The organism is uncultured Polaribacter sp. (genome assembly GCF_947497695.1).
In the GTDB taxonomy this organism is placed as follows: domain Bacteria; phylum Bacteroidota; class Bacteroidia; order Flavobacteriales; family Flavobacteriaceae; genus Polaribacter.
Window position 1 is genome coordinate 1 of the sequence record NZ_CANMHM010000035.1, and the last position, 281, is coordinate 281.

The window sequence follows — 281 nt, forward strand, 5'->3', positions numbered from 1 at the left end:
AAAAGAAAACGTAAAATGTCTGATGGAGAAGTAATGACAATTTTGGTGCTATTTCATTTAAAATCTTATAGAAGTTTGAAGCATTTTTACATAAACCATGTTTGCAAACATATGCGAGATGATTTTCCTGACTGTGTTTCTTATAATCGTTTTGTTGAACTACAAAAGAAAGTAGTTCAACCTCTTGGAGTATTTATGAAAATGCATTGTTTAGGAGATTGCACTGGTATTTCATTTATAGATTCTACTACTTTAAAATCATGCCATTATAAAAGAGAAAA

At 28.8% G+C, this 281-nt stretch carries 1 pseudogene; it reads left to right on the forward strand.

What is annotated here, in order from left to right:
- Nucleotides 1-281, forward strand: a pseudogene (locus Q0731_RS13145) (IS982 family transposase); the annotation flags it as partial.